17 protein-coding genes and 1 pseudogene are annotated in these 20,289 nt (G+C 62.0%); 11 read left to right on the forward strand and 7 right to left on the reverse strand.

What is annotated here, in order from left to right:
* Positions 1-19: 19 nt before the first annotated feature.
* Together C0Z18_RS13070 and C0Z18_RS13075 are read right to left on the reverse strand one after the other, a co-directional pair.
* A pseudogene (locus tag C0Z18_RS13070) lies at positions 20-208 on the reverse strand (DUF72 domain-containing protein); the annotation flags it as partial.
* Positions 186-1,256: a LacI family DNA-binding transcriptional regulator gene (locus C0Z18_RS13075; protein WP_102645906.1), complete on the reverse strand. Its 1,071-nt coding sequence runs from the start codon at positions 1,254-1,256 to the stop codon at positions 186-188. The pseudogene C0Z18_RS13070 and the gene C0Z18_RS13075, both read right to left, overlap by 23 nt.
* A 238-nt stretch (positions 1,257-1,494) precedes the next feature.
* On the opposite strand from C0Z18_RS13075, the gene C0Z18_RS13080 reads away from it, so the two are divergent.
* Genes C0Z18_RS13080 through C0Z18_RS13100 form a run of 5 tightly spaced genes read left to right on the forward strand, consistent with a single transcriptional unit; the run spans position 1,495 to position 8,218 of the window.
* Positions 1,495-2,781: an extracellular solute-binding protein gene (locus C0Z18_RS13080; RefSeq protein WP_102645907.1), complete on the forward strand. Its 1,287-nt coding sequence runs from the start codon at positions 1,495-1,497 to the stop codon at positions 2,779-2,781.
* A 42-nt stretch (positions 2,782-2,823) separates the two neighbouring features.
* Positions 2,824-3,756 (forward strand): carbohydrate ABC transporter permease, encoded by a 933-nt coding sequence (locus C0Z18_RS13085; protein WP_233217297.1) that lies wholly within the window; start codon positions 2,824-2,826, stop codon positions 3,754-3,756.
* 2 nt (positions 3,757-3,758) lie between these two features.
* Positions 3,759-4,604: a carbohydrate ABC transporter permease gene (locus C0Z18_RS13090; protein ID WP_102645828.1), complete on the forward strand. Its 846-nt coding sequence runs from the start codon at positions 3,759-3,761 to the stop codon at positions 4,602-4,604.
* Positions 4,605-4,610: 6 nt separating this feature from the next.
* Positions 4,611-5,777, forward strand: a complete 1,167-nt coding sequence (locus C0Z18_RS13095; RefSeq protein ID WP_102645829.1) for an ABC transporter ATP-binding protein — start codon at positions 4,611-4,613, stop codon at positions 5,775-5,777.
* Positions 5,778-5,809: 32 nt separating this feature from the next.
* Entirely contained in the window at positions 5,810-8,218 is a 2,409-nt protein-coding gene (locus C0Z18_RS13100) for a glycoside hydrolase family 3 N-terminal domain-containing protein (protein WP_102645830.1), read from the forward strand.
* 34 nt (positions 8,219-8,252) lie between these two features.
* Here C0Z18_RS13100 and C0Z18_RS13105 read toward each other — a convergent pair whose 3' ends face one another.
* Entirely contained in the window at positions 8,253-9,764 is a 1,512-nt protein-coding gene (locus C0Z18_RS13105; protein WP_102645831.1) for a peptide MFS transporter, read from the reverse strand.
* Between the two features lie 462 nt (positions 9,765-10,226).
* Here C0Z18_RS13105 and C0Z18_RS13110 point away from each other — a divergent pair, with 462 nt between their 5' ends.
* Positions 10,227-11,633 (forward strand): OprD family outer membrane porin, encoded by a 1,407-nt coding sequence (locus tag C0Z18_RS13110; protein ID WP_233217298.1) that lies wholly within the window; start codon positions 10,227-10,229, stop codon positions 11,631-11,633.
* A 126-nt stretch (positions 11,634-11,759) separates the two neighbouring features.
* Here C0Z18_RS13110 and C0Z18_RS13115 read toward each other — a convergent pair whose 3' ends face one another.
* Together C0Z18_RS13115 and C0Z18_RS13120 are read right to left on the reverse strand one after the other, a co-directional pair.
* A complete protein-coding gene (locus C0Z18_RS13115; RefSeq protein ID WP_102645832.1) occupies positions 11,760-12,005 on the reverse strand; it encodes a hypothetical protein in 246 nt (81 codons plus the stop codon).
* Between the two features lie 259 nt (positions 12,006-12,264).
* On the reverse strand, positions 12,265-12,834 hold the full coding sequence (locus tag C0Z18_RS13120; protein WP_102645833.1) for a TetR/AcrR family transcriptional regulator: 570 nt from the start codon (positions 12,832-12,834) through the stop codon (positions 12,265-12,267).
* A 411-nt stretch (positions 12,835-13,245) separates the two neighbouring features.
* Between C0Z18_RS13120 and C0Z18_RS13125 the strand changes: the two genes are divergently transcribed.
* Positions 13,246-13,854, forward strand: coding sequence for a J domain-containing protein (locus C0Z18_RS13125; protein WP_102645834.1), 609 nt, complete (start codon positions 13,246-13,248; stop codon positions 13,852-13,854).
* A 46-nt stretch (positions 13,855-13,900) separates the two neighbouring features.
* Here C0Z18_RS13125 and C0Z18_RS13130 read toward each other — a convergent pair whose 3' ends face one another.
* The gene (locus C0Z18_RS13130) at positions 13,901-14,740 is read right to left on the reverse strand and encodes an oxidoreductase (protein ID WP_199189447.1); all 840 of its coding nucleotides are present in this window, start codon (positions 14,738-14,740) and stop codon (positions 13,901-13,903) included.
* 108 nt (positions 14,741-14,848) lie between these two features.
* Entirely contained in the window at positions 14,849-16,252 is a 1,404-nt protein-coding gene (locus C0Z18_RS13135; protein WP_102645836.1) for a GntP family permease, read from the reverse strand.
* Between the two features lie 321 nt (positions 16,253-16,573).
* Between C0Z18_RS13135 and C0Z18_RS13140 the strand changes: the two genes are divergently transcribed.
* The 4 genes from C0Z18_RS13140 (at position 16,574) to C0Z18_RS13155 (ending at position 20,274) form a co-directional block, all read left to right on the forward strand.
* A complete protein-coding gene (locus tag C0Z18_RS13140; RefSeq protein WP_102645837.1) occupies positions 16,574-18,037 on the forward strand; it encodes a sigma-54 interaction domain-containing protein in 1,464 nt (487 codons plus the stop codon).
* Between the two features lie 113 nt (positions 18,038-18,150).
* A complete protein-coding gene (locus C0Z18_RS13145) occupies positions 18,151-18,429 on the forward strand; it encodes a hypothetical protein (protein WP_233217299.1) in 279 nt (92 codons plus the stop codon).
* Positions 18,430-18,581: 152 nt separating this feature from the next.
* The gene (locus C0Z18_RS13150) at positions 18,582-18,869 is read left to right on the forward strand and encodes an H-NS histone family protein (protein WP_102645838.1); all 288 of its coding nucleotides are present in this window, start codon (positions 18,582-18,584) and stop codon (positions 18,867-18,869) included.
* A 127-nt stretch (positions 18,870-18,996) separates the two neighbouring features.
* On the forward strand, positions 18,997-20,274 hold the full coding sequence (locus C0Z18_RS13155) for a NupC/NupG family nucleoside CNT transporter (protein ID WP_102645839.1): 1,278 nt from the start codon (positions 18,997-18,999) through the stop codon (positions 20,272-20,274).
* Positions 20,275-20,289: the final 15 nt, after the last annotated feature.

Genomic DNA, 20,289 nt, shown 5'->3' on the forward strand with positions numbered 1-20,289 from the left:
TCGGAAGCCAATCAAAATCAGTGCCGTTGATTTCGATCGAGGTCAGCTTGCGGCTCGCGTATTCGAGTTCGCGCTTTTGCGTCAGGTCGCCGGGGTAGAAATGCCCGCGCCACGGTTCATAAGTCCAGCCGCCGATGCCGATGCGAATACGCGCGGCGGGTTGCGCGCTTTTGCGCGTTCGCGGCTTAGCGCGATGTGGTTCGGTCATGGTCGCTCCTCTTTGTGCGCCGGGTGCCTACAGCATAGCGCGGAGCAGGCCCCGTTGATTCCCTGACGATCAACTCGGTCGGCAGCACGATGCGCGGCGCGATTGCATCGTCGTTTTCCATTTGCGAGAGCAGCGTATTCACGGCCGCCCGCCCCATCTGAGCGAAGGGCTGACGTATCGTCGTCAACGGCGGATGCACCTGCGATGCCATCGGGATATCGTCGAAGCCGACGACGGAAAGGTCGCGCGGCACTCTAAGACCCTGCTCGCGCGCCGCGGCGATCACGCCGAATGCACTCAAGTCGTTGACGGCGAAAATCGCGGTAGGCGGCTCCGAGAGAGCAAGTAGCGAACTGCCCGCCTCGAATGCTCTCATCTGCGAGAGATCGCCCGGTGCGATCAGATTCGGATCGCTCGGTAGCCCGAGGCGAGCGAGCGCGTCGAGATAGCCCCGCCGCCGATCACGTACGCCCTCGATCGATTCGTCCCCGCCGACGAAACCGATTCGCGTATGTCCGAGCTGTGCCAAGTGCTCGACCGCGCGCACGGCACCGCCGTAACTGTCGACTGAAACGGAGGGAAATCCGTCGAGGCTGCAGCGCTGATCGATCGCCACGACGGGAACGTTGGCTGCCGCGAGTGCGTTGAAGTACGCGGATTCGCGCGGCAAGATCGCGACGACCCCATCGGTAAACTGCTTGATCAATCCCAAGACGGAGCGGTGCGAGTGGCGGTCTTCGTCGAACAGCGTATAGACGAGCGTTTCGTATCCCTGGGCACGCGCTGCCCGCCCCACGCCGACGACGAGTTCACCGACGTAGTGATTGTCGAGCACGGGCGTCATGATGCCGATGATCCCGTTGCGGCTGCCCGATAGCTTTTGCGCGCTTCGGTTGACCACGTATCCGATATCCGATGCGATCTTCAACACCGCCTCGCGCGTTTCGTGAGAGACGCCGGGCTTGTCATTGAGCGCGCGCGACGCGGTCATCTGCGAGACGCCGGCTATTTTCGCGACCTGCGCAAGGGTGGGTGCTTGTTTGCTCATGTCATTCATTGCGAACGGCGGTTCGGCGATAGCGGTAACGTCATGGTAGCAGGACTCGGGGCGTGAGCGAGAGCGATCGATTTGTTCGAAATATAGCGCTGGAATGGCAGTCGAATCGGGAATGGAGGCGCCGATACGCGGCGACGGGTAAACACCGATGGCAGCCCTGCTCCTCGAAAAATAACATCATATAACGTTAGCGATAACGTTATGCGCGAAAACAACGATGGAGGCATGGATGCGGGTCGGCAAACTAACCAAACTCGTGTGTGCGGCAACGTGGCTCGCGGCTATTTCGACGCTGTCGATCGGAACAGCCTGCGCGCAGTCCGGCAAGGCGATCGTCGAATGGGATCACCAAACCGGCGGAGACGAGCCGGCCAATCTGCAGGCCGCGGTCGCTCGCTTCGAACAAGCGAACCCCGGCAACAAGGTGGAGTCGTCCCATGTCCTCAACGATCCCTACAAGGCCAAGCTGAAAATTGCCTTCGGCGCCGCGCAGCCGCCATGCGTGTTCGATTCATGGGGGGGCGGCGGGCTTCGGGAGTATGTGACATCGGGCCAAGTGGCCGACTTGACTCCGTTCCTGAAGCAGAACCCAGCGTTCGAGAGCCGGTTTCTCCCGACATCGTGGACGGCGGTCACCACCGGCGGAAAAATCTATGGGATTCCCGAAGAGAACATCGCGGTCGCGGTCGTTTTCTATAACAAGGACTTGTTCCGGAAATATCACCTGAGTCCGCCCACCACTTGGCCCGAGTTGATGAATGTGGTCAAAGTGTTCAACGCGCATGGCGTTGCTCCGTTCGCGCTGGCCAACAAAAACAAGTGGACCGGATCGATGTACTACATGTACCTCGTCGATCGCCTGGGCGGGCCCGGTGTATTTCAGCGCGCGGTCAACGGAGGCGGCAGTTTTACCGACCCGGCATTCGTCGAGGCGGGCAAGATGATCCAGGACTTGGTGAAAGCAGGCGGCTTTGCTCCGGGCTACAACGGGCTCGATTACGACATCGGTGGGTCGAGGCGATTGCTGTATTCGGGACGTGCGGCGATGGAGTTGATGGGTACATGGGAAGCTTCGACGATCCGCAAAGAGAATCCGTCGTTCTATCAAAAGCTCGATTTCTTTCCGTTTCCGAGCGTACCCGGCGGAAAAGGCGATCCGCGCGATGTCGTCGGGACCGTCGGTGACAGCTTCCTGAGTATTTCGGCGCAATGCGAAGACAAAGCCGCCGCGTTCAAGTTGATCGAAACCATGACCGACGACGCGGCCATGAAAGGCCGAGTGGCCGACGACCGCATTCCGCCGATCAAGGATGTCCGCCTTTCCGATCCTTTGATGAAACGCGTGCAGGCGCTGATCGAACAAGCGCCGAGCGTGCAGCTATGGTACGACCAGGAGCTGCCGCCGCGGTTGGGCGAACGGCACAAAGACCTCGCACAAGCGCTGTTCGGTCTCTCGATCACGCCTGAAGCCGCGGCCGAGCAGATGCAAGAGGCGGCCAAAAGCGCGGCGAATTGATTGGCATCGATCCATTGAATGGACTGAGAACCGGAGGTGGTTTTGAGTACCGTTACGGTTGAATCCGAGGTATCGAACGTATCGAATCGGCATCGCTTAATCGCTTCCCATTGGATCAGCATCGTCGTTCTGCTCGCGCCGTCGATACTGTTGCTCGGCGTGTTCCTGCTGTATCCGCTCGTAGGCAGTTTTCGTCTCTCGCTGCTCGATTGGAACGGATTGGGAAACGGTGCGCGCTACGCGGGCCTCGCCAATTGGGTGCACCTGTCGCATGACGCGGTGTTCTGGCAGGCACTGCGCAACAACCTTCTGCTGGCGCTCTTTTCGGTCGTCATTCAATTGCCCATCGCACTCGTGCTGGCCGTGATGCTAGATAAGGCGGGGAAGGGCTCGCGCGTATTGAAGCTGCTCTATTTTCTGCCGCTGCTGATGTCGAGCGTCGCGATCGGGGTGCTGTTCAAGAATGTCTACGATCCGAACTTCGGCCCTTTGAACGTGGGCTTGCGTGCGATCGGGCTCGATCGCTTCGCTCAGGATTGGCTCGGCGATCCGAGCTTTTCGCTGGCGTCCACGATTGCCGTGATCTGTTGGCAGAACATTCCCTTCTACATGATTCTGTTCCTCGCGGGCCTTGCTTCGTTTCCGGTCGAATTGAGCGAAGCGGCGCGACTGGACGGCGCCTCCGAATCCACGATCTTTTGGCGCATCAAACTCCCGCACCTGCAAGGCACGATCCGCACGGCGATGCTATTGGCCGTGCTGGGCTCCCTGAGGTACTTCGATCTCGTCTTCGTGATGACGGGCGGCGGTCCCGAGCACGCGTCGGAACTCATGGCGACCTATATGTACAACAAGGTGTTCAGCTCGTTTCAACTGGGCTATGGAAGCACGATCGCTTCTGCGATGTTCTTGATCGTTGCGCTCGTGGCCGCCGCCGCCATGCGTGCGACGCAACGCTATTCGCAAAAGGTTTGACCATGGCCGCGTCGACAATTCGGGAAACGGCATTGGCCAAGCGCGGTGTGTCTTACGTCCTTGCGCTCGTATGGCTGGCCGTCACCACGCTTCCGTTCCTGTTCGTGATCGTCACCAGTTTCAAGTCGCAAGAGGAGTCGTTTTCGGGCTCGGTATGGGCCCTGCCGCAGCGAATCGATCTTTCCCAGTATGCATCGATCCTGCAGGGCCCGTTCTTTACCTATCTGCGAAACAGCCTTTGGGTGGTCGGCGTATCGGTGCTGTTGATCGTCGTGTTGAGTTCGATGGCGGCCTACGCCTTCGCGCGGCTCGATTTTCCTTTTGGCAAAACGTTGTTCGGGCTCGTGGTGGCGGCGATGGTCGTGCCCATCCACGCAACCTTGGTTCCGATTTACCTTCTGATTCGGAATATCGGTTTGTACGACACCGCGTTCGCGCTGATCGGACCGTATGTCGCGTTCAGCTTACCGATTTCGATCTTCATCTTGACCGAGTTCATGCGGCAGATTCCGCGAGAGCTGGAGGAGGCCGCGTGCCTCGATGGCTGCGGGCCGCTCAAGATCTTTTGGCGAATCTACTTCCCGCTTTCCACGCCGGGGCTCGCCACCGTCGCCATCTATAACGCCGTCGCGCTGTGGAACGAGTTCATCTTCGCGTACGTCCTGACGTCGACGCCGGGGCACCGCACCCTGCCTCTCGCGATATGGGACTTCCAGGGGCAGTACTCATCGAACGTGCCCGCGATGCTTGCGGTCGTCACGCTCACATCGCTCCCTTTGATCGCCGTCTATGCGTTCGGGCAGGAACGCGTCATCAAGGGAATGATGGCCGGATCGTTAAAGGGCTAACCCATCATGGCAAGCATCAGTCTCAAGAACGTCCACAAAGCGTATCAGGGCAATTCGGCGGTCGTCCGCAAGGTCGACCTGGATATCGACGCGCATGAGTTCTGCGTATTTCTGGGCCCCTCCGGCTGCGGAAAATCGACGCTGCTTCGCATGATTGCCGGGCTCGAAGCCATTACGTCGGGCGAGCTCAGGATCGACGGGAAGTTGGTCAACGACATTCATCCATCGAAGCGAAACGTCGCGATGGTCTTCCAGAACTATGCGTTGTATCCGCATATGAGCGTCTACGAGAATATGGCGTTCGCGTTGCGGCAAGCAAAACTGGACGGCGCGGTGATCGATCGGAAGGTTAGGCAGGCGGCCGCCACGCTGCAACTCGATCGACTTCTCGACCGGAAACCGGCCGCGCTTTCCGGCGGACAACGCCAGCGCGTCGCGATCGGCCGGGCGATCGTGCGCGAGCCGGGCGTCTTCCTGTTCGACGAGCCGCTGTCGAACCTCGATGCCGCGCTGCGCGTTCAAACCCGCACGGAGATCGCCCGGCTTCACCGTGAATTCAATCAGGCAAGCGCCGTCTACGTTACGCACGATCAAACCGAGGCGATGGCCCTCGCGGACAAGATCGTGTTGCTGCATACAGGCGCCGATATGGAACGCGATGGCAGCATCGCGCAAGTCGGCTCGCCGCTCGATCTCTATCACCGGCCCAAGAACCGGTTCGTGGCGGGATTCATCGGCTCGCCGAGAATGAACTTCGTGCGCGTCAAAGTCGTCGAGGCCGATTCGGATGGCGTGCGTCTGCGTCTACCGGGTGGAGAGTTGCTCGCCGCATCGGTCGACGGACGCCGTCTTCGAGCCGGCTGCGAAGCGACCCTCGGCGTTCGTCCCGAACATCTCGCCATTGCCGGCGGCGACGCGAAGAACCAGATCGTCCGCGCGCAAGCCCGGCTGATCGAACGGTTCGGCGAATGCACTTATTTGCATGCCGCGCTGGCCGAGCAAGCGGATACGCACATCGTCGCCAAGCTTTCCGGCGACGTCGATGTCGAGCGCGGCCGGCCGGTCGCGCTTGCGGCTGCGCCTCACGCCTGCCATGTCTTCGACGACGACGGTCTCGCTCTGCCGCGGCTCGGCGATGCGGAGCGTGCGGCATTCACCCGGCTCAGCGCCTGATCGACCATCCATTCATCTACCAGAGAGTTGCCATGCCAATCGATATTGCTGAACAATCGGCGCTGTACCGCGATGCGGCGGCTCCCATCGCCGAGCGCGTTGCCGACTTGCTTGGACGGATGACGCTGCCAGAAAAAATCGCGCAGTTGCACGCGGGATGGCTGAAGCTGTCGGCGGACGGCAACCACGCGTGGCGTCTCGCGGATTTCGCGCAGCGCGAGACGGACATCACCGTCGACGCGTTGCTCGAGCACGGCCTCGGGCAAATCACGCGGCCGCTCGGCACGCACACCGTGGAGGCGCACGAGGGCGTTCGCGCGTTCAATGCGTTGCAGCGCAGGATGGTCGAGGACACGCGCCTCGGTATCCCCGTGATGTCCCATGAGGAGTGCCTCGTCGGGCTCATGATCGAGGGGGCCACGCTGTTTCCCGCCCCGCTCAATTACGCGGCGACGTGGGACGCCGATTTGATCGAGGAAGTGGGCCGCACGATCGGCGAACAAGCGCGTTCGATCGGTTGTCACCAAGGTCTCGCGCCCGTGCTCGATGTGTCCCGCGATCCTCGCTGGGGGCGTACCGAGGAAACGTTCGGCGAAGATCCGTACCTGGTCGGCGTGATGGGCACTCGGTACGTATCGGGCCTTCAGGGCGAACGCCGAGATCTGTTCGCGACGCTGAAACATTTCGCCGGACACTCCGCGAGCGAGGGCGGCCGAAATCATGCACCGGTGCATATCGGCCCGCGAGAGTTCAACGACGTATTTCTGTTGCCCTTCGAGATGGCCGTGAAGCTGGCCAATGCGGGTTCCGTCATGCCCGCCTATCACGATATCGATGGGATTCCCTGCCACGCCGACCAGGTCTTGATCGAGGGCACGTTGCGCCAAAAGTGGGGATTCGACGGTCTCGTGGTGGCCGACTATGCGGGCGTCAATTTGCTCTATTCGCACCATGGCGTTGCCCATGATGCGGCGAAAGCCGCGGCGTTGGCGTTCAACGCCGGTCTCGATATCGAACTGCCGGGACATGAATGCGCGTTGCATCTGAAGACGGCGATCGACCGCGGCGACATCGACCTGTCCGTCATCGATGCGGCCGTGTGCCGCGTCCTGACGGCGAAGTTCCGGCTCGGGCTGTTCGAGCACCCCTACGCGAACCCCGACGGCGTTAACGTGAACAGCCCGCGGGCGGCGGCCGTGGCGCGTCGCGCCGCTCTCGAGTCGATCATCCTTTTAAAGAACGACGCGGCGCTTCCTCTCGGCGCCGGCACGCCCTCGAACGTCGCGGTCATCGGCCCGACGGCGGACGATCCGCTCGCGCTTCTCGCGGGATATAGCTTTCCCGTGCATTTGATTACGGCGGGCGAGCATGCGGCCTCGCCGGTCAAGACGCCTTTGCAGGCCTTCAAGGCGCGTTTTGGGGACGACCGCGTTGTTTTCGCCAAAGGGTGCGACATCATCCGCGAGCGCCGCGCGGGTACGCCGGTGTATCCGGGCGACGTGGACATGGCGCGTGCGATCGGCGAGGACCGGCGCACGCCCGTGAGCCGCGACCTCGGGCAGATCGATGAAGCGGTTCACGCGGCGCGATCCGCGGACGTGGCATTCGTTTTCGTCGGCGATCTATCCGGCCTGTTCCAATCCGGCACCGTCGGCGAAGGTTCGGACACCGACAGTCTCGAGTTGCCCGGCGTGCAGCAGTTGCTCTTGGACGCCGTCGTGGCGTGCGGCACGCCGACCGTCGTGGTTCAGACGGGCGGGCGGCCTTACAACCTCGGCGGCCTGGAGGACTCGGTGGCCGCCCATATCCTCGCGTTTTCTCCGGGAGAAGGGGGCGCCGATGCGCTCGTCGAGCTGATTTCCGGCGACGCCAATTTCAGCGGCCGGTTGCCGTTATCGATTCCCAAGAGCGTGGGTGCGGTGCCCTACGTGTACAACCACAAGCTCAAGAGCGCGGGCACGCCGGTGGCTTATCACTTCGGTTCGCGCTACCCGTTCGGCTTCGGCCTCAGCTATACGCAATTCAAATACGGTGCGCTCGCGTGGACGAATCGGCATGCGGACATCGAAGGCGGGCAATTCGAATTCAGCTTCGAGGTGGAAAACGCCGGTGCCGTCGATGGCACCGAGGTGGTTCAAATCTACGTGGCGGATCGCGTTGCGTCGGTCGTTCGACCGGTGAGAGAACTCAAGGGATTTCAACGTGTGTTCGTTCCTGTGGGCGATCGCCGTACCGTTCGCGTCGTGCTGCCGGTCGATATGCTCAATTTCACCGATGGGCGAGGCGAGCGGGTGGTCGAGCCCGGCGAATTCCAGGTCTTGATCGGCAGCTCCAGCCGAGACATTCATCTGAGTGGGACCGTGGTGGTATCGGGTCACGCCACGCGTACGCTCGAGCGCCATTGGCGCATGCTCTGCGAGGTGTCGGCGGAGCGGGGCTAGGGCGCGGCCGCGAGGGCCGCGTTTCGTCAGCCGCTCACTCGGCGGCCATGCTCGCTGCGTTCGAAGCGGCGAGCGCCTCGTTCGATGCGCGGCGATGTTGATCGGAGAGCTTGCGCATCAACGGCAACAGCGCCAGCGACATGACGACGCCGGCCACCGCGAGCCAGCCCAGCTTGCCGAACAAATCGGTGTAGAGCGAAAGCGATTGAGTAGCCGGCAAGTTGTTCGACGGCATTTGCGCGTAGTTCGCCACGACGCTGCCCAAATATTGGGAAATGCCCGTCGCGAGGAAGTAGGCGCCCATCATGAAGCCGCTCATCCGCGCCGGGATGTAGCGCGCGATCATCGCGAGCCCGAGGCCGCTCACGAGCAATTCGCCGAGCGAGTTCAAGCCGTAGCCCCAGACCATGAACCACGAAGAGACTCGGCCATCCACGGCGTAGTGGCCGCTGAAGGCATAGATGAGAAAGCCGATCGCCACGGCGACGTAGCCGAGCGCGAATTTCGCGGCGATGCTGAGGTCGCCGCGGCCTTTCGCGAGTCGCGTATAGGTGGAGGCGAGAATCGGGCTCAGCAGCATGATCCAAATCGGATTCAGTGCTTGGAATTGCGCGGCGCTCCACGAGAACAGATGGATACCGAACAAGGAGAAGGAGGGGTCGACGTTGCGCAACGCGAAGAGCGTGAGCGAGGTCATCTGCTGCTGGTAGAAGATGAAAAACAAGATCGACTGCGCGGACAGCACGAGTGCGGCGACGAGGCCGGCACGCTCGGAACGGTCGCATTTCGCGATCATGTACCCGAAAAGCGCGAGGATGATGACCCCCGCGATATCGACGCACGTCACCGCGAGCGTCTTGTTGCCGAGCACGAACGTAGCGGCTGCGCCCAGCGCCACCGCGCCCGCGGCCACCGCGGCCAGCCGCGGCCATACGATCGGTTTGCTGTCGGGACCGGAGCCCACGTGCGAGAGCGAGCGATAGCGCAGCAAGAAATTGAGCACGCCGAGAATCATGCCGGCGCAGCAAACGGCGAAGGCCGCGCGCCATCCCCACCGGTCCTTGATCCACGGCGTGGCGAGGATCGAGATCGTCGAGCCGATGTTCACGGCCATGTAGTAGATCGTGAACGCACTATCGATGCGTGCGTCGTCGCCTTCGTAAATGCGGCGCACGAGGTTGGCCGAATTCGCTTTGAACAGCCCGTTGCCGACGACGATGACGCCGAGGGACGTGTAGAGGAACGAGAGACGCTCGTCGGGAAGCGCCAGCATCCCATAGCCGATCGAGAGCACGATGGCGCCGAACAGCATCGTGCGGCGCGTGCCGAGAATTTTGTCGCCGATCCATCCGCCGATCGACGGCGCCGCATAAACGAGTGCCGTGAACGCGCCCCACGTGAGGTTTGCGCGTGCATCGCCGAATCCCAGCCGCTCGACCATGTAAAGCACGAGCAGCGCGCCCATGCCGTAATAGCCGAAGCGCTCCCACATTTCGACTAAAAAGACCGTGGTAAACGATCTCGTTTGCGAAGCCGACGAATTCATTAAAAGTTCTCCCTGATAGGTCGAATGACTTTCGCACGTTGTGCGTGCGGAGTTCGAACGCTGGCGATCGATGATGCGATAGCGCATCGATTGCCTTGCCCGCTTCATGCGGGCGCTTGCCGGCACGCCGCTGCCCGCAGCGCCGCGCGCGATTCTCCTAGCGTTGGCCGCGTGCGTCACTTCGGGTATGCACCAGTGCGACGGCCCCCAACACCGTTGCTAGCTGCCCGAGAAAGAGGGCCCGTGCTTTGATGCGCGTTGCAATTGGCCGATTGCTCCTTCCCGTCGCGTTTCAACCCGTCATTCGCCATGATGAAAGCCACGCATATTTTTGCGAGGGCCTCGTCGCATATTCACGCGACGGGCGCTATCGTACCCTTAGTTGCGCGTTCGTGGTCGCGGCCCCATTCTATTGACAGGATAGTCGGCCCGCGTTCGCGCGCGATCGCATTCACCTGCGGCTTGCATGCCATCGCCGGCGTAAGTGCGGGCGCCGCGTGGGCCGACGAGCCGGCCCGTGCGCCGGCCGCTGCCGTGCCGGCGCCACAGATCGCGCAGGAGGCCAAAACGCCTAACGCGCTCGTCGGCACCGAATCCGCCTTGACGCAAACAAGCGTCGCGCCGCGCTCGAGCCAAGCGGCCAGCGCGGGATTCGTCGCCGATAGTCGCTTGAGCTTCGAATGGCGCAATTACAGCGATTACTTGCATGCAAGCGGCATTAGCCGCCACGCATGGGTCGAGGGACTTCAGGCCCGATTCGAATCGGGCTTCACGCGCGGACCGGTCGGTTTCGGTATCGATGCGGCGCTGTTCGGGGCGCTCAAGCTCGACGGCGGACGCGGTGCCCGCAACATGGTGTATAGCGGCCGCCACGGCGACGGTGAGCACCGGCTCGCGTGGGCCTATCCCGGCTTATACGGTTTGAAGGCGCGTATTTCGGAGTCCGTACTGCAATACGGTCTGCAACAAGTATCGAACCCATTCCTCGACCCGCACGACAATCGAGCGCTGCCGCCGACGTTCCTCGGCGCTTCCCTGCTCAGCCGCGAAATCGACGGCCTTGCGCTGCAGGCAGGCAGCTTTTCGAAAGCGGATCCTCGCGGCCAAACCAATCTCGTCGATCTGCGCACGACCTATGGGCGCGTGTCGTTCAAACGGGTCAGCTACGTGGGCGCGACCTGGGACTATTCGCCGGACGGCTCGGTTTCGCTATACGCCGACCAGGCCGACGACGTGTGGCGTCAGTACTATGCGTCGTTACAGCATGGCATAGGCAGCGTGCATTCGTTGAGGCTGACCGGTTTTGCCAATCTCTATGCGACGCGCGATACGGGGGCGTCGCGGCAAGGACCGATTCATAACGATGCTTACAGCGCGTCGCTATCGGTTCAGCACGGCCCCCACGGAATACTGGTGGCCTACCAAAAGATTCTCGGCGATGAATTTTTCGATTACATCGATGAGACCGCGGGCGTTTATCTCGTCAACTCAATGGATGTCGACTACAACGCGCCGCATGAACAGTCGCTTCAATTGCGCTATACGTTCGACGGCAAACAAGCGGGCGTGCCGGGCCTGACCGCGATGGTCTGGGCGCAGCAGGGCTGGGGAGCGGATACGTCCGTGGCGGCGCAGCGGTATGCGCAAAACGGAGCGCCGTACGGCTCGCTGTACGAGCGAAACGGAGAACCGATCCATGGGCGGCACCACGAGTTCGGATTTATTCCCACCTATGTCGTGCAAAGCGGACGGCTGCGTCATACCAAGTTCACGTTGATCGCGCAGTGGCACATCGGCTCGGCGTTTTATGCGGATAGCACGAATCAGGTCTATCGGCTCGTGGTGACGTTGCCGACGCCGATATTTTGACAGGAGAGTCGGACGATAAGCCCGCGGCAGCGATGATGCCGCCGCGGGTCGATTCAATTGCCGAGTGGTAGAGAGATGAATGGCTCTGCGCGATCGCGCCAGAATGACGATATGTTGTCGGTAAATTTAGCGTCCGTGCTGCTCGCCCGGTAATTCTGCCCCATGCGCCCGTATTGCCGCGATCAGTTCAGCCGGCGTGATTTCGTAGCGAACTTCCCGGTGAATGCCGGGCTTGCGCTCGTCGACTTCGATCAGATGAATGCTTTTACCATCGTCTGTCGCTTCGAGCCGCAATGTGCGGACGACATGTCCGCCCGTGTCGTGGATTTCGGTGAGCAGGGTCATTGCCCCGGAAGAGCCGGTGGTGCGCATCGAACGTTTCCTCGAGTCGTGGGTGAACCGATTGTACGGGCTTCTGCGGGGCTCATGTCTGTCGCCGCGCGCGCATAGCGCCACCTGCGACAGGCATGACGCACGGCTCCGCGCCCATTTCATGGCGATGAGTGTATCGCGAAGTTCGATCGCGTCAGCGGCTTTTAAAAGTGCACGAACACAACGCGCCACAGGGCGCGCACTTTGGCTTGACGCTTTCGGATTTTCTTAGGGCCGGCGCGCTTGCCGGCCCTGGCCGCTAGGCGACATGCATGCGTTCGGTTTCGACGAGCGCTTGGGCGATTTCCCATGCGTCGCGTGCCGCATCGACGCGGCCGCTCAATTGCCGCGCGAGCGTGGCGCCGTCGAGCAGCAGCGCGCAACGGCGCGCAAGCCGCACCGCCGTTTCATGGTCGAAACGTTCGTCGAGAATGCGTTCGAGCGAATGAACGAACGCGCGCCGCTGCGCTTCCGATGCGGACAAGATTTCATTTTCTTCCGCATGAAATTCCGCCGCGGCGTGGATCAGCATGTTGCCGGTAAACGTTTCAGAACGGAACCAGGTGTCATGCCACTGGAAGATCGCATGCAGCTTATCGAGGGCGTCCGTGTGTGCGGCGACCGCGGCCGCGATTCCGGCCGCGAAACCGGCACCTTGCTCGTTGAGTACTTCGACGACGAGACGGCTTTTGGAGGGGAAGTGCTTATACATCGTCATCTTCGCGACGCGCGATTCTGCGATGATCCGATCGATGCCCACGGCGTGAAAACCGAACTGCGAAAATAACCGAGTCGCGGTTTCGATCAGCGCTTTCTTTTTTTCGCTCATTTAGAGGCCCGCTTCTATAGTGAAAGTTATGTGTTTTAGCGTCGGAACCCGTCGGCCGCGGTGCTTCTTCCCTCGAAAAAAACGCTTTTCGGAGGAAACTTATCGCGGCGTATGACTAGGCTCGGCTTAGCCGCGCAGTCTCTCAATGCGCGACATGATCTCGAAGCTCCGTCATTCAAATCGAAGCGCGCGATGAAATCAAGTCCCTTACGCGACTAAAAGATTTGGACGGGCGTTTCATTTGGGCGCTCGCATGACATGCCCGCAAGTTCGGCCGCGTTTCAAAACCGAAGCTGACATTTTGCTTTCGTCGTTAAAGGCCGTTTCGGCGGCGAAACACGCCGCTTCGGCTCGGGCTGCCCGGCCCCGGTGATACGATCGTCGTGCCGGCAACTCCTCCCTTCACGAGACATGGTGACGCTGTATGAAGCGCTCGGCGTGCGCGAAGACGCCTCCGACGACGAGATCAAGCGCGCGTATCGAAAAGCGGCGATGCGGGCCCATCCGGATCGCAATAAGGGGCGTGAAGCCGCGGCGCACGATGCATTCCAAGAAATCAAGCAGGCGTACGCTATTTTGTCTGACGGGGAGCAGCGGCGCGTCTACGATGCGGTGTTCGCGCAGGAAATGAGCCGGTTGCGCGACGACGAAGAGCGGCAGGCGCGCGAACGGGCCGAGTGCGAAGCGCAGGCGCAGCGGGAGCGATACGAGAAATTCGTGGCGATCGCGATGCGATACGCCGAGCGCGGCTATAAGCGCGATGTGGTGTTCGGCGTCCTGCTGGGCCGAGGCTGCGACGAGGCGCTGGCGGCGCGTATTGCGCACGGCGTTGCGGCGCTGTCGGCGTCGCGCGCATCGGCGCCCCCTGCGGGCAATATGAGCAAGGGTCGGCGCGAGCCAGATGCGTCGGCCGAATCGGCGGCCCCTACCGCGCCGCCCCAGACGGCCGAAGCCGAACCGGCCTCGCATGCGGGGTTATTCAGCACGCTATGGCACGGCATGTTCGGCATTCGCCCTTGAACGCGGCCGGTTTCGTCATCGCGAACGAACGTTCACGAACACCGCTTCATGAGGAAAAATCGGTCGATTTCGACAACGCTTCCCAAGCGTCGAGCTCGGCGCGCAGCGCATCGAGCTTGTCGTGCACGCGTTTGACCGCATCCGAGCCGAGCAGGACATGCACGGGCGGGTTCTCAGAGGCGACGATCTCCAGAATCGCTCGGGCGGCTTTGGCGGGATCGCCGGGCTGCTTCCCGCTGATGGACTTGCGGTGAGCGCGCAGGGGCTCGAACACGGCGTCGTAATCGGAAATCGAGCGCTCCGTGCGTACCATCGAACGGCCTGCCCAGTCGGTGCGAAACGCCCCGGGCGCCACGGCCGTGACCTTGATGCCGAGGCCTTTGACCTCCTGGGACAGGCTGTCGGTAATCCCCTCGAGGGCGAACTTCGTGCCGTTGTAGGCACCGATGCCCGGCGCGGCGAAATAGCCGCCCATCGACGTGATGTTGATGATGTGGCCGCGTTTGCGCCGGCGCATATAGGGCAGCACGGCTTGGATCATGGCGACGGCGCCGAACACGTTGACGTCGAATTGCTTGCGCCATTCGGCCAGCGTCGATTCTTCTAGCAGGCCTTCGAAGCCGTAGCCGGCATTGTTGACGAGCACGTCGATCCCACCGACCTTGCCTTCGACGTCGGCGATCGTATCGGCGATGGCGTCGGTATGCGTCACGTCGAGCAGCTTACCGATGGCGCGGCCCGGTGCGAGCAATTCGAATTCGCCCAGCGCGGTCTGGTCGCGCAAGGTGCCGACGACGCGATGGCCGTCGGCGACGGCCGCCTGCGCTAGCGCGCGGCCGAAGCCCGTGCTGACTCCCGTGATGAAAAACAGCTTGCTTTGCGTGATGGACATCGATCTTCTCCGGTAATAGGTGGAGTGCGCTCGGCTGTCTATGCTACGGCAAGCTGCGATTTCAGGTAGGCGGCGCGCGCCGCCCCGAGGAGGCCAACCGCTTTAAACGATCCCCGTCGCGTAGTACACGCCGATGACGAAGAAGACGGCGAGCGTCTTGATCAGGGTGACCGCGAAGATGTCGCGATACGACTCCTTGTGCGTGAGCCCCGTCACCGCCAGCAGCGTGATGACGGCGCCGTTGTGCGGCAGCGTATCCATGCCGCCGCTGGCCATCGCCACCACGCGGTGCAGCACTTCGAGCGGAATGTGCGCGGCCGTCGCGTTCTTCACGAACCAATCGGACATCGCCGCGAGCGCGATACTCATACCGCCCGACGCGGAGCCCGTGATGCCTGCGAGCGAGCTCACCGAGACTGCGGCATTCACGAGCGGATTTGGAATGGACTTGAGCGCGCCGCCCACGACGAGAAAGCCCGGCAAAGCCGCGATCACGCCGCCGAAGCCATACTCCGAAGCCGTATTCATCGACGCGAGCAACGCGCCTGCAACCGCGCTTTTCGTGCCGGTCGCGAAGCGGGCGCGAACGCGATTGAACGCCGTCAGCACGACGAGCAAGATGCCGGCGATCAACGCTCCTTCGACCGACCAGACGGCGACGACGGTCTTGATCGTCGCCGCAAGCGGCGTATGCACGCCCGGCAGCACGTCGGGCGGCACCGTGTACGTATCCGCGCCGTACCACTGCGGAATGAGTTTCGTGAACGCGAAATTCGCCACGCCGACGAGCACGAGCGGCGCGATCGCCACGAGCGGATGCGGCAACGCGCTCGTGCCGACGTGCTCGGGCTCGTTCACGAGCGCCGTGCCGTAGCCTTCGCCCTTCGCGAGCGCCGCACGCCGGCGCCACTCGAGATACGTCAGGCCGACGATGATGATGAATACCGAGCCGATCGTGCCGAGCGCGGGAGCGGCCCAGCCGGTGGTTTTAAAGAACGCGCTCGGAATGATGTTTTGGATTTGCGGCGTGCCGGGCAGCGAATCCATCGTGAACGAGAATGCGCCGAGCGCGATGGCGCCGGGCATGAGCCGCTTCGGAATATTGCTCTGGCGATAGAGTTCGGCGGCGAACGGATAAACGGCGAACACCACGACGAAGAGCGATACGCCACCGTAGGTCAACAACGCGCACACCGCCACGATGACGGCGTTCGCTCGGCCTCGGCCGATATAGCGGATGGCGGCCGCGACGATCGCCTCGGAAAAGCCGGCGAGCTCGATCACCTTGCCGAAGACGGCGCCGAGCAAAAAGACAGGGAAATACAGTTTGACGAAGCCGACCATCTTCTCCATGAAAATGCCGGTGAAGACGGGCGCGACGGCGGCCGGATCGGTTAGCAAGACGGCGGCGAGGGCGGCGATGGGGGCAAAAAGAATCACGCTGTAGCCGCGATAGGCGGCGAACATCAAGAACGCCAATGCGGCAAGGACGATGACGAACGACATCGAGTCTCCAATTTTTGATCGTGAGTGCGCGTTTGCGCACGGAAAAATGCTGGCAGCGCACATCGCAGGTTCCGTGCCATGGCGCGCCACCGCTCGCTGAGAGTGAGTTCCGCGCACGCCCGGCCGTAAAACCGGTTCTATTGCGATTGCGTCGATCTCCAAATAGAGACGTTCGATTCGCCGGAAACGACCGGCTCATAGGTCGCACCGCGGATTCGCGGCGGATCGATGCTGTGTCTCCGTTCTGAGATATGCTGTCGCCGATTGGAGAATTCGCCCGATCGTGCCGAACGACGGCACAGCCAGGAGCCACTACCTCAAATGAGCGATCCCATCGGCGTACCGGCCGATTACAGCGCGATCGTGCGCCGCGCGATGAATTCGTTGTTCAAGGCATTCGAGAATTTCAGCGAAGGTACGTTGATTGTCGATTGCGATGCTCGAATCGTTTGGATTAGCGAGCGCTATGCGGCGCGTTTCGGCTTTACGGATACTCGTCAAGCGATTGGGCTCGATTGCGAGGCGGTAATTCCAAACAGCCTGATGCGGGAAGTCGTGCAAACGGGCAAGCCGATCTTGCTCGACGTGCTCGAAAACGGACGCGAGCCGCTGGTCGTTACGCGCTTGCCGCTCGAGGACGAAACCGGAAGAACGGTGGGGGCCGTCGGCTTTGCCCTGTTCGACGAGATGAAATCGCTGACGCCGCTCTTTTCGCATTACTCGCGCATGCAGGCCGAACTGATTGCCGCGCGGCAATCGCTTGCACAAGCGCGGCGCGCCAAATACACGCTGGCGAGCTTCGTCGGCACGAGTGCGGCCAGTCTCGAGGTCAAACGGCAAGCCCGCCGCGCGGCAAGCGTGGATTCGCCGGTACTGCTGCTCGGCGAAACCGGTACCGGCAAGGAATTGCTCGCGCATGCGATACACGGCACGTCGCCGCGCGCGAGCGGCCCGCTCGTCACGGTCAACGTCGCGGCGATTCCCGATACGCTGCTCGAGGTGGAGTTCTTCGGCGCGGCCCCCGGCGCTTATACGGGCGCGCAGCGCCGCGGCCGCGCGGGCAAATTCGAACTCGCGCATGGCGGCACGCTGTTTCTCGACGAGATCGGCGATATGCCGCTGCACCTTCAGGGCAAGCTATTGCGCGTCCTGCAGGATCAGGAATTCGAGCCGTTGGGCTCGAACCGGATCGTGCGAACCGACGTGCGCATCGTGGCCGCCACCTCCGCGGATCTCCCGGCGCTCGTCGCCGCGGGGCGCTTTCGCGCCGATCTCTTTTATCGGCTCAATGTCCTGACGGTGCTCGCGCCCCCGCTGCGGGCCCGGCGCTCGGATATCGAGGCGTTGGCCTATGCGATCCTGGAGGATCTGTGCGCGCCCGGGCGGGGCGGGCACGGGCGCCACTTCGTCTTGCAAGACGATGCCTTGCGCCTGCTCTCCGCCTACGATTGGCCGGGAAACGTGCGCGAGTTGCGAAACACGTTGGAACGCGCGGTCATGCTGTCGGATTCCGAGCGCATCGATGCGCGCATGCTCGCATCGTTCATCGGCGCCTCGGCACTGCCGCCGCCGGATGTACCCGGTGCGGCCGAGCCGGGTTCGGGCAACGAGGCCCGCCCAATGGGTGCGGAGTCGTACGTGCAGGCGATGACCGAATTCGAGCGTCGCTTTTTGGCCGACGCGCTGCGCGCCACGGGCGGCCGCGTGGCCGAGGCAGCCAGCCGGATCGGCATGGGGCGGGCCACGCTCTATAAGAAGATAGCGGCCTTGGGAATCGATATATGAGCGATCTTGCTCAATCGCGGCTTGAAAGGCGTGCGCGCTTTACGGTTCCGGCATTATGCCGTGGCATACTCGGCCATTCGAAAAAAGAACGTTAGGCCAAAGGAGTTCGTTCGATGAAGGGTATGTCTTTCTTTCATTTGCGCGCGGTATCGATTGCTCGCTGCGTTGCGGCAGCGTCGGGATGCGCCGTTATCCTCGCCGGATGCGGCGCAAGCGCGCCGCTCTTCACGAGCGATGGGCGGCCCACGACGGTCGTGCAATGTTCCGCGAGCAGTGCGTGGGAGAACTGCACCGAGCATGCGCGTGCCATTTGCGGCCGCGATATCGACGTGCTCGATCAAACGGATGTGGACGGCTCGCATAAGTTACTGTTTGCTTGTAAGGCCAAATGAGCCGGCACGCCATGGACGCAGGGCGCGGCAAGGATGCATCGCCGCGGTCCATGGTTTGCTGTCTTTGCGGGAGGGTACCCGGCGATTGCACTTTTGCACGAACGGGCAGTCACAGAAGCGTTTACCGTCAATCAACAAGGAGGCGATTTTCTATGGCGACGTATAGGCAGTTGACCGAGCAATTGGCGAAGGTGCAGGCGCAAATGGAAGCGGCTCGTGAAAAAGAGCTTTCCGCCACGATCGATCAAATCAAGGAGCAGATCGCGGAGTACGGCATTACGGCCGAGGAGCTGGGTTTCACGAGCAAGCGTACGACGTCGCGTAAAACGGGCGGTCTTCCGCCGAAGTACCGCGATCCCAAGACCGGCGCCACCTGGAGCGGTCGTGGGCGAGCGCCGGCATGGCTCGGCAAGCGGCGCGAGAAGTTTCTCATTCAGTAGTACTCAGCGGTTCTCGGCGCAGAGCGGCGCCGTCGTAGTCGAACGAAAAGCACGCTTTTGCTTTTCGTTCGACTACGGTTTCGTTTAGCATCGCAGCCATCCACAACAATTCGAAATCCGGAGAGACATGGCTTCGATCGCGCGAAACCTTTTGGGCATGGCCGCCCTATTGGCGATTGCCTTCGCCTTTTCCACGAATCGCCGCGCCATCCGGCCGCGCACCGTCGTCACGGCGTTGCTCGCGCAGGTCGCGATCGGTGCATTCGTGCTGTTCGTACCGTTCGGTAAGGTGGTGCTGGCCGATATGGCGGCGGGCGTCAATCACGTTCTCGATTATGGCAACGCCGGAATCGAATTCTTATTCGGCGGTCTCGTCCAGTCCAAAATGTTCGCCCTGTTCGGGGACGGCGGATTCGTATTCGCCGTGCGCGTGCTGCCGGCAATCATTTTCGTGACCGCGTTGATTTCCGTCTTGTACTACCTTGACGTCATGCGGTGGATCGTGATCGTTCTCGGCACGCTCTTTCACAAGCTGCTCGGGGTGTCGAAGCTCGAATCGTTCTCCGCGGTGACGACGATCTTTCTGGGGCAAAGCGAGATGCCGGCGGTCGTGAAGCCGTTCGCGCGCGATATGACGGGAGCGGAATTGTTCGCGGTCATGTCGAGCGGGATGGCGGCCGTCGCCGGTTCGGTCTTGGCCGGCTATGCGGGGCTCGGCGTGCCGATCCAATACCTGCTTGCCGCCTCGTTCATGGCGGTGCCGGGCGGCTTGCTATTCGCGAAGATCATTCATCCCACGACCGAGCCGAGTCGTGTCCAACTCGAGCATCTGAGCTTCGAGGAGCGCCGCCCGGCGAACGTGATCGAGGCGGCGAGCTCGGGGGCCGCGGTCGGCTTGAAGATCGCCGTCATGGTTGGCGCGATGCTGATCGCATTCGTCGGACTCATCGCACTCCTAAATGGTTTGGTCGGCGGTATCGGCGGCTGGTTCGGTCATCCCAACGCGTCGATGCAATCGATCCTCGGCAGCGTCTTCGCGCCGCTCGCCTATTTGATCGGCGTGCCGTGGAACGAGGCCATGGTGGCCGGCAATTTTCTCGGCCAGAAAATCATTCTCAACGAATTCGTCGCCTATGCCTCGCTTTCGCCGTATTTGAAGGATACGGCGAGCGTCGCCGCGGCGGGACTGCAAGTGCTGACGCCACGCACGCTCGCGATTCTTTCGTTTGCGCTGTGCGGATTCGCGAACTTCGCGTCGATCGCCGTGCTGACGGGCGGATTTAGCGCCGTCGCGCCCGAGCGCCGTTCGGAAGTCGCGCGTTACGGACTGCGTGTCGTATTGGCCGGCACCCTATCGAACCTGATGAGTGCGACCATCGCCGGTATGTTTTTAACCTTCCATTGATCGCCGAAAAGAGAG

The sequence above is a fragment of the Trinickia dabaoshanensis genome (assembly GCF_002879885.1).
Classification (GTDB): domain Bacteria; phylum Pseudomonadota; class Gammaproteobacteria; order Burkholderiales; family Burkholderiaceae; genus Trinickia; species Trinickia dabaoshanensis.